This window comes from Amycolatopsis sp. NPDC051371 (genome assembly GCF_040682155.1).
Taxonomy (GTDB): Bacteria; Actinomycetota; Actinomycetes; order Mycobacteriales; family Pseudonocardiaceae; genus Amycolatopsis.
Genome location: NZ_JBFBAG010000068.1, coordinates 43,663 through 51,464, shown reverse-complemented (window position 1 = coordinate 51,464; position 7,802 = coordinate 43,663). Strand labels below are relative to the sequence as shown.

The following is a 7,802-nucleotide window of genomic DNA, read 5'->3' as shown; positions in this document are numbered from 1 at the left end:
CACAAGGTCGCTTGTCTCCACAACCAAAGTTGCAACCCCCGTACCTGCGTGATCTTCCCAGCACCCTGGGCGACCGGCAACTCGGGACGCTGTGCCTCGCCGCCACGCCAGTTCTTCGTCGGAAGAGTAAACTGTTGTCGTATGCAACGGTAACCGACACGGGACGGCGGGGGGATCATGGCCACTCGGGGTTTCGAACAGCACTTCTGGATCGGCCCGGGCACCGAGGGCGCGCTGACGCCGAGCCTGCCCAGTTCGCTCGCCTTCCTGGCGGCGCTGTGGCTCGGCTTCGCGCCTTACGTGCTGCACTTCAGTCAGGTGCGAGGCGGTCTCGCCGACGGCATCGACGTGCTGGTGGCCCTGGTGGTCGCCGTCCTGGCCCTGATCCGGATCTTGGTGCCCCGGGACTTCCCGGCGTTCAGCGTCGTCAACGCGGTGCTCGGCCTGTGGCTCGTCATTGCACCCTTCGCGCTGGGATACGACCTCGCCCGCGTGATCGTCACCGACCTCGTCGTGGGTGTCCTGCTGCTGGGCCTGAGCGGGCTCAGTGCGACGCTGACCTATCGACAGCGGGCGAAGGCGCAGGTGGGGGACCCCGGCGCGTGATCGAACCAAGTATTGCATAATGCAATAGTGTCTTCAGGTAACAGCATGTCGGTCAGGCGCGTTCCGGTACCGGTCCGGCAGCCGATCGGGAGGTGGCTGCGGGAAAGCCGGAGCGGCCTGGTCGGGCTGGCCGTCTTCATCGGGGCCGGGGCCGGCCTGGGCGCGATCGTGTTCCGCTGGCTGATCACGACGTTCACCCACCTGTTCTCCGGGCAAGCCGACTACTCCGACGCCGGGCGGGCGGCGCACCCGTGGTTCCCGGAGCTGGGACCGTGGTTCCTGCTGCTCGCGCCGGTGGTCGCCGGGCTGGTCTACGGACCGCTGGTGTACAAGTTCGCCCCCGAAGCCCGCGGTCACGGGGTGCCGGAGGTCATGTACGCGGTCGCCGAGCGCGGCGGCCGGATTCCGGTGCAGGTCAGTGCGGTCAAGGCACTGGCCTCGGCGTTGACCATCGGCTCCGGCGGCTCGGTCGGCCGCGAAGGCCCGATCGTGCAGATCGGCTCGGCCCTGGGCTCGACGCTCGGCCGCGTGACGCGGCTGCCCGAATCCCGGCTGCGGGTGCTCGTCGCGTGTGGTGCGGCGGGCGGGATCGCGGCGACGTTCAACGCCCCGCTGGCCGGCCCGTTCTTCGCGATGGAGCTGATCCTGCGCGACTTCGCCGCGGAATCCTTCGGTGCGGTGGTGCTGGCCAGCGTGACCGCCAGCGTCGTCGGCCGGGCGGCGTTCGGGAACACCGCCTTCCTGGATCTGCCGCCGTTCACCTTGCGCAACCCGGTCGAGTACCTGCTCTTCGTGGTGCTCGGGGTCGTCGTCGGCGCGTGCGGCGTGCTGTTCACGCGGGTCCTGTACCTGATCGAGGACTTCTGCGACTGGGTGTGGCGCGGGCCGGAGTGGCTGCGCCCGGCCGTCGGCGGGCTGTTCCTCGGCGGCCTTCTTCTGCTGCTGCCGCAGATGTACGGCGTGGGTTATCCCGTGCTGCAGAACGCCGTCGAAGGCAAGTACGTCATCGGGTTCCTGCTGCTGTTGCTCGTGGGCAAGATCGTCGCGACCAGCCTGACCATCGGGATCGGCGGCTCCGGTGGGGTGTTCGCGCCGTCTTTGTTCATCGGGGCGATGGGCGGGACGGCGTTCGGGATCGTCGTGCACGCGTGGTTGCCGTCGTTGACGGCGTCACCCGGTGTGTACGGTCTGATCGGGATGGGTGCGGCGTTCGCCGGGGCCGCGCGGGCGCCGATCACCGCGGTGATCGTGCTGTTCGAGCTGACCGGGCAGTACACGATCATCCTGCCGATGCTCACCGCCATCGTCATCGCGACGGCGACCAGCCGGGCGCTTTCGCGAGACACGATCTACACGCTCAAGCTGAGCCGGCGCGGTGTCGACCTCGACCGGCACCCACAGGAGAAGCGGTTGGCCACGACGACGGTCGAAGCGGTCGCCGAGCCGCTCCCCGAGCCTCTTCCCGCCGGGACCCCGCTCGAGCGGGCCGCGTACGCCCTGGCGGTGTCGGGGCACGGCATCCTGCCCGTGATCGACGAAGACGGCCGTTACCAGGGCTGCGTCACGGCGCAGGCCGTGGCCGAGGCGCTGGGGGACGACCACGACGGCACCGTGGGTGACCTGGCTGGACTACCGCCCCTGGTCACCTGTGAGACATCGCTCGCTGAAGCGCTGACGGCCTTGACGAACGCCCCGGGCACCGGCTTGCCGGTGCTCGACGGCGACCACCAGCTGACCGGGTGGCTCACCCACCAGGCGGTGCTCTCCGCACTCTCCGGTCAGCGTGCGAAGGTGTGACGGAGGCACTGGTGCTGGACAACGACGCGACGCACGAGGCGTTCGGGCTCGCGGGCTACGTGCGTGCGGTCGCCGCGGCGGTGGGCGTGCCGGAGCGGGCCGCGGCCTGGGAGCTCGGTGACCGGCCGGCGGCGTACCTCGCGCTGCCGGACCGCTGTGCCGGCCACTCCGAGCGCGATCTCATGCTGATCTGGTCGGCCGAGCGTGGCTGGAAGGTCTGTCTGGAGAACACCGCCCACCAGCCGTCCGCGGTGGTCGCCCGGCTGGGGACGCGCGTGATCGCGGCGCCGGCCGAGGTGCGGGAGTTCGTCGCCGGCGTGCTCGGCGGGCTCCACAAGGGTGGCCGCTCCGCGCCGCCGCCGCCGAGCGACGGGCCGGGGCTCACCGAACTGCTGTCCGGCTATGCCGTCGGCCGGGTCGCGCCGCGGTTCCGGTGACGGCGGTCAGGTCCAGACGGCTTCGGGGGCGACGGCCGACGCGGGCGGTTCGCCGCCGGCTTCGGCGAATGCGGTGAGGACGTCGACCAGGCCGTGCCGGGCTTCGTCCGGCATCCGGGAGACGATCTTCGCGATCTCCTTGCGTCGCCGCGCGGTGACCTGCCGGACCACCTTCCTGCCGTCGGGAGTGAGGGCCAGCACGATCTCCCGGCGGGAGACGGTGCTGTGCTGCCGGTCGACCACGCCGACCGTGACCAGGCGGTCGACCATCCGGCTCGCGGTCGACGGGGTGACCTGCAGTAGTTCTGCGAGGTCGGCGTGCTTCAGCGGCCCTCGCGTCTGCAGGACGACCAGGAGCCGGAACTGCGGCAGGGTGATCGTGTCGCCGGCGGCGGCGATCGACCGGGCGGAGACGGCGACCAGCAGGCGGGAGGCGGTCAGCACGGCGTCGGTGACAGCGTCGACGTCCGTCGCGTCGAGGGCAGGGGAACTGCGAGGCATGTCACCAGTGTGCCCGACGGGGGCCGGACCGTGCCGATCAACCACGCCGCTCCCCCGCAAGCCGCCCGATTCATCCGGAAGGTCCGGGTGATCGACCTCAATGGCAGTGCGCTGCGAAGTATTGCATACTACAACAATGAGTGGCGGAAACTTATCGTTGTGGAGCGCGCATGAGCTCGCGTGAGGGACCACCGCGCCCGATGTTCGGGAAGGTCGACCCGTACTGCTTGCTCGCCGTCCTGCCGATGCTGCTGGTCGCCGGGATCGTGGTGGCGATGCTCAGCGCGCTCGCCGGTCTCGGCGTCGTGGTCGTCGCCGGGCTGATCGTCGTGTTCGACTCGTGGGCCAACCGGCCTGGTCCGGTACGGTCCGCCCGGCATCCGAGACCGCGGCCGCAGGCGAGGCCCGCGCCCGTCGTCCGGTCGCGACCGCCCACGTCGAGCCGGAACGGGTACGGCCCTCGGCCAGGGCCGCGGCAGCCGGCCCCCGGGGCGCCGTACCGCCGCTGACCCCGCTGCCTCACAGGCCGGGCACCGGAAGCTGCGCGTAGTCGACGTCGCCGGTCTTCTCCAGCAGGTTGATGTGGGTCTTGATGTAGCCGCCCGCGAGGTCCGCGAACGGGCGGACCAGGGTGTTGCGCGTGTCGGCCCGCACCGTGGAGACGAGGATCAGCGCTTCGGCGTGGCCCTGGCGGAGGGTGTTGACGTAGTCCCGCTCGAAGGTCGCGCCGAATTCGCCGCGCATGCGGTCGATCCCGGCCTGCATGTCGGGGGAGGGCTCGCTCGGGATGGCCAGGCCCATCCGGGTGCTGATGTCGGTGTCGCGGGCTTCGAGATCCTTGTGCTGGGTGATGATCACCCGTGCCGCCTCCTGTACCGCCGGGTCGGCCGAGCGCTGCAGAGCCCACGTCGACGTCGTGATCTCGCGGAGGCTGGTCTGCTGCACGATGGTGAGCAGTTTCTTCCCGGCCGGGCTGATCGGCCCGAACGGCGTCTGGGTGAGGTTGGCTTCGGTCAGTGGCGTCGGCGCGGCCGCGGCCGCCTGGCCGGTCACCGCCGGGGCTTGGGGAGCCGTCACGACCTGGGCGTTGGGCGGGGCACACGCCGTGACGGCGAGGGCGAGCGCGCCGCACAGCGCGATCCACGGCTTCCGGGACTTCATCGTCGGCCTCCAAGGGAGTTCGGTGTCTTCCCTCGGGAACACGGATCCCGGCCGTAGCTGGTTCAGTCAAACTGTTGTTCCGTCATTCTGTTCGATGCGGAAACCATCGGCGCGGACCCGGTGAACCGGCTGCGGCCGAGCCAGCCGATCGTGTTCCGGACCGCTTCGCGGGTTCCGTCGAACCGGATCGTCCGCTCGGCCAGTATCTCCTGCCAGGTCCGGTGCCCGAGCCAGACACCGGCCAGCGCGGACACCGTGCAGTCGATCCGCGCCACCGCGGGCAGCCGCGGATCGGTGTCGGTGGACGAGGCGCCTTCGGGGGAGAGGACCAGCCACCACCAGCGTGGTGGTGGGGCCTCGGCGAACCTCAGGTGCAAGGAGACCTTCTCCCGGGGCAACCGGGCAGGGTCGATGCCGCGGCAGATGTCGAGCAGCAGCAAGTTCGGCTTCAGGTCCCCGCTGCGAGGCGGCGGCGTCCAGCGGCGGCCCCAGTGGCCCAGGTGCTCGATCACCGGGGCGAGGTCGCGGCCGGCCTGGGTGAGCGCGAACCGCCCTTCGCCGGTGGAAGTCAGCCGCGTCACCACGCCGGCTTCGGCGAGCTGTTTGAGCCGCCGGGCCAGCAGCGCGGACGACATGTCCGGCACGCCCCGGGCGATCTCACTGACGCGGCTGTTGCCGTGCAGCAGTTCCCGGACGACCAGTATGGTCCACGACTGGCCGAGCACCTCGGCCGCGGCGGAAACCGGGCAGTGCTGGCGGTAGGACGTCATGAGCGTTCGAGCGTGCGCAGGACGCGGAACCGGGCCAGCCGGTGCAGCATCTCGCCCATGGCCTCGGGCACGATCTGGCCCTCGAGGTCCGTGCGGGCCGACCGGACGATCGCGACGATGTCGGCCGCGGGCAGCAGCGAAGCGAACTCACTGGCCAGCCAGGTGCTGACCTCGTCGGTGATGGCGTCGGCCTGGTGGGTTTCGACGGTCATGCCCTCATTGTGTGGGCGTCGGCGTGGGCTGCACCTGACGACTGCCTGACGATTCGAGGGTGGGTGTGCAGGGCGTCGGCGGCGCGGGCCTGCTGGTCACCGTCGGGGTCGCGGTCGGGACGGGCGTGGTGATCGGCTCGGGTTCGTCCTCGGTCGTCACGCCGCAGCCGGCGAGGCACAGCGCCACCAGCAGGGCGAGGGCGATCTTCATGTCGTGGCCTCCGGGAGTTCGACGACGAAGCGGGCTCCGCCACCGGGGCGGTCCTCGACCCAGACGCGGCCGCCGTGGCGCTGGACGTGGTCGGCGACGATCGCCAGCCCGAGGCCGCTCCCGGTCTCCTGGTCGCGGCGAGCGGCGTGCAGGCCGCGGGCGAACCGTTCGAAGATGCGTTCGCGCAGGGCGGGCGGGACCCCGCCGCCCGCGTCGTCGACCTCGATCCGGGCGTTGCCGCCGTCGGGGCGGATGGTGACCGCGACCGCGCCACCGCCGTACCGGTCGGCGTTGTCGAGCAGGTTGGCGACGACGCGGTCGATGCGGCGGCGATCGGCGGACACCAGTGGCGTGGCGGGATCCGTCCCGATGCGCACCGTGCAGGCCGGTCGGCTGTCGACCACGTTGCGGACGAGTTCACCGAGGTCGACCAGTTCGACGGCGCTGTCGCCCTCGTCCTGATCCGCTCGTGAGATCTCCAGCAGGTCGACGACCATCCGCTGGAACCGCCGCAGCTCCGCCCGCAGCAGCCGCAGGGCCCGCTGGGCCGTCGGCGGCATCGCGTCCTGGCGGCGTTCGAGGACCTCGCTCACGTTCACCATGGTCGTCAGGGGTGAGCGCAGTTCGTGGCTGACGTCGGAGGCGAACCGGGCGTCGCGGCGCACGCGCTGTTCCAGCTGTCCGGCGGTCGTGTTGAAGCTCGTGGCCAGGGGTGCGAGATCGGGATCGGACTGGTCGGGCAGGCGGGCCGCGAGGTCGCCGCGCGCGACGCGGGACGCTGCCGCGGTGAGCGAGGCAAGGGGGCGCAGCGCCCGGCGGGCGGACCAGGCACCGAGCCCCACCCCGAAGAGCGCGGCCACGACCGTGCCGGCGATGAGCAGGGTGCTCAGGTAGCGGAAGGTGCGGTCCAGCTCCAGCAGCGGGTACAGCTCGACGTAGACGCTGTCCGAGCCGACCGGCGTCGCCACGCCCAGCACCGGGATCCCGTCGGCGGTGAACCGCTGCCGTGCCGCGACTCCGCGCTGGGCCTCGTCCAGCAGAGCGCCCGGGACCACCCCGGGATCGACCTGCCGGCCACTGGTCAGCCAGCCCGCCGGACGGGACAGCAGGATCGACGAGTCCGGACCGGTCGCCAGCCCGGTGAGCAGCTCGTCGAGATCGTCGGCGTGCTCGGCCAGTGCGGTGGTGACGAGGCGGACGTTGACCTCGGACTGGCGGGTGACGCTCTGCTCGCGCTGGTCGAGCATGTAGCCGGTGGTGAGGTTCCAGGTCGCGACGCCGAGGACGGTCATCACCAGCGCCAGGCCGATGCCGAACGCCGCCGCTACCCGCCACCGCAGCGAAAGCCGCCGGATCACGGCTCGGGGACGATGCGGTAGCCGCTGCCGCGGACGGTCAGCACCAGGCTGGGGGAGTCGGGGTCGGGTTCGACCTTGCGGCGCAAGCGTCTGATGTGGACGTCGAGCAGGCGGGTGTCGCCGAAGTAGTCGTGTCCCCACACCCGTTGCAGGAGCTGCTCGCGGGTGACGACCTTGCCGTCGGCCGCGGCGAGCTCGGCCAGCAGGCGGAACTCGGTGCGCGTGAGGTGCACGGGGACGCCGTCGCGGTGGACGGCTTCTTCGTCCGGCCGGATTTCGAGTTCGCCGAGCGCGAAGCGGGCCGGTCGGCCCGGGGCCGCCCGGCGCAGCAAGGCGCGGATGCGGGCCGCGAGCTCGCCCGCCACCAAGGGTTTGGTGACGTAGTCGTCGGCACCGGCTTCGAGTCCGGCGATGACGTCCTGGGTGTCGGTGCGGGCGGTGATCACGATGATGGGCAGATCGCCGCGCTCGCGGACGGCGCGGCAGACGGTGAGCCCGTCGATGCCCGGGAGCATGAGGTCGAGCAGCACGACGTCGACCGTGGTGGACTCCAGGAGCTCCAGGCCGTCCTCGCCGGTGGCCGCGGTGGTCACCGCGAAGTCCTCGTCTTCCAGGGCGAGGCTGAGGGCTTCGCTGATCATCGCGTCGTCTTCGACGAGCAGCACGTGCGTCGGCATCTTCCCGATCCTATCAGCAGTCAAATTGTTGCATAGGCGAACAATTGTGCTAGTCTTGCTGCGCCAGTGTAG

At 71.0% G+C, this 7,802-nt stretch carries 11 protein-coding genes; 4 read left to right on the top strand and 7 right to left on the bottom strand.

Annotation, left to right across the window (positions count from 1 at the left end):
- The first annotated feature begins 177 nt into the window (after positions 1–177).
- From AB0M59_RS48620 to AB0M59_RS48610, 3 genes are read left to right on the top strand one after another with little or no spacing between them, the layout of a single operon-like run.
- Positions 178–606, top strand: a complete 429-nt coding sequence (locus AB0M59_RS48620; protein ID WP_364629541.1) for a hypothetical protein — start codon at positions 178–180, stop codon at positions 604–606.
- A gap of 45 nt (positions 607–651) precedes the next feature.
- Positions 652–2,403, top strand: coding sequence for a chloride channel protein (locus AB0M59_RS48615; protein WP_364629538.1), 1,752 nt, complete (start codon positions 652–654; stop codon positions 2,401–2,403).
- The gene (locus AB0M59_RS48610) at positions 2,400–2,840 is read left to right on the top strand and encodes a DUF6292 family protein (protein ID WP_364629535.1); all 441 of its coding nucleotides are present in this window, start codon (positions 2,400–2,402) and stop codon (positions 2,838–2,840) included. The genes AB0M59_RS48615 and AB0M59_RS48610 overlap by 4 nt, the downstream gene beginning before the upstream one ends.
- 6 nt (positions 2,841–2,846) lie before the next feature.
- On the opposite strand, the gene AB0M59_RS48605 is transcribed toward AB0M59_RS48610, so the two are convergent.
- Positions 2,847–3,341 carry a MarR family transcriptional regulator gene (locus AB0M59_RS48605; protein WP_364629532.1) on the bottom strand — a complete coding sequence of 165 codons (495 nt, stop codon included), beginning with the start codon at positions 3,339–3,341 and terminating at the stop codon, positions 2,847–2,849.
- Between the two features lie 170 nt (positions 3,342–3,511).
- Between AB0M59_RS48605 and AB0M59_RS48600 the strand changes: the two genes are divergently transcribed.
- Positions 3,512–3,850 carry a hypothetical protein gene (locus AB0M59_RS48600; RefSeq protein ID WP_364629530.1) on the top strand — a complete coding sequence of 113 codons (339 nt, stop codon included), beginning with the start codon at positions 3,512–3,514 and terminating at the stop codon, positions 3,848–3,850.
- A gap of 10 nt (positions 3,851–3,860) precedes the next feature.
- Here AB0M59_RS48600 and AB0M59_RS48595 read toward each other — a convergent pair whose 3' ends face one another.
- The 6 genes from AB0M59_RS48595 to AB0M59_RS48570 form a co-directional block, all read right to left on the bottom strand.
- Positions 3,861–4,502, bottom strand: coding sequence for a DUF4142 domain-containing protein (locus AB0M59_RS48595; RefSeq protein ID WP_364629527.1), 642 nt, complete (start codon positions 4,500–4,502; stop codon positions 3,861–3,863).
- A gap of 62 nt (positions 4,503–4,564) precedes the next feature.
- Positions 4,565–5,272, bottom strand: coding sequence for a helix-turn-helix domain-containing protein (locus AB0M59_RS48590; protein ID WP_364629525.1), 708 nt, complete (start codon positions 5,270–5,272; stop codon positions 4,565–4,567).
- Positions 5,269–5,484 carry a hypothetical protein gene (locus AB0M59_RS48585; RefSeq protein ID WP_364629522.1) on the bottom strand — a complete coding sequence of 72 codons (216 nt, stop codon included), beginning with the start codon at positions 5,482–5,484 and terminating at the stop codon, positions 5,269–5,271. The genes AB0M59_RS48590 and AB0M59_RS48585 overlap by 4 nt, the downstream gene beginning before the upstream one ends.
- Positions 5,485–5,488: 4 nt before the next feature.
- Positions 5,489–5,695 carry a hypothetical protein gene (locus AB0M59_RS48580; protein WP_364629519.1) on the bottom strand — a complete coding sequence of 69 codons (207 nt, stop codon included), beginning with the start codon at positions 5,693–5,695 and terminating at the stop codon, positions 5,489–5,491.
- A complete protein-coding gene (locus AB0M59_RS48575; RefSeq protein WP_364629517.1) occupies positions 5,692–7,053 on the bottom strand; it encodes a HAMP domain-containing sensor histidine kinase in 1,362 nt (453 codons plus the stop codon). The genes AB0M59_RS48580 and AB0M59_RS48575 overlap by 4 nt, the downstream gene beginning before the upstream one ends.
- On the bottom strand, positions 7,050–7,730 hold the full coding sequence (locus AB0M59_RS48570) for a response regulator transcription factor (protein WP_364629514.1): 681 nt from the start codon (positions 7,728–7,730) through the stop codon (positions 7,050–7,052). Before AB0M59_RS48570 ends, AB0M59_RS48575 begins: the two co-directional genes overlap by 4 nt.
- Positions 7,731–7,802: the final 72 nt, after the last annotated feature.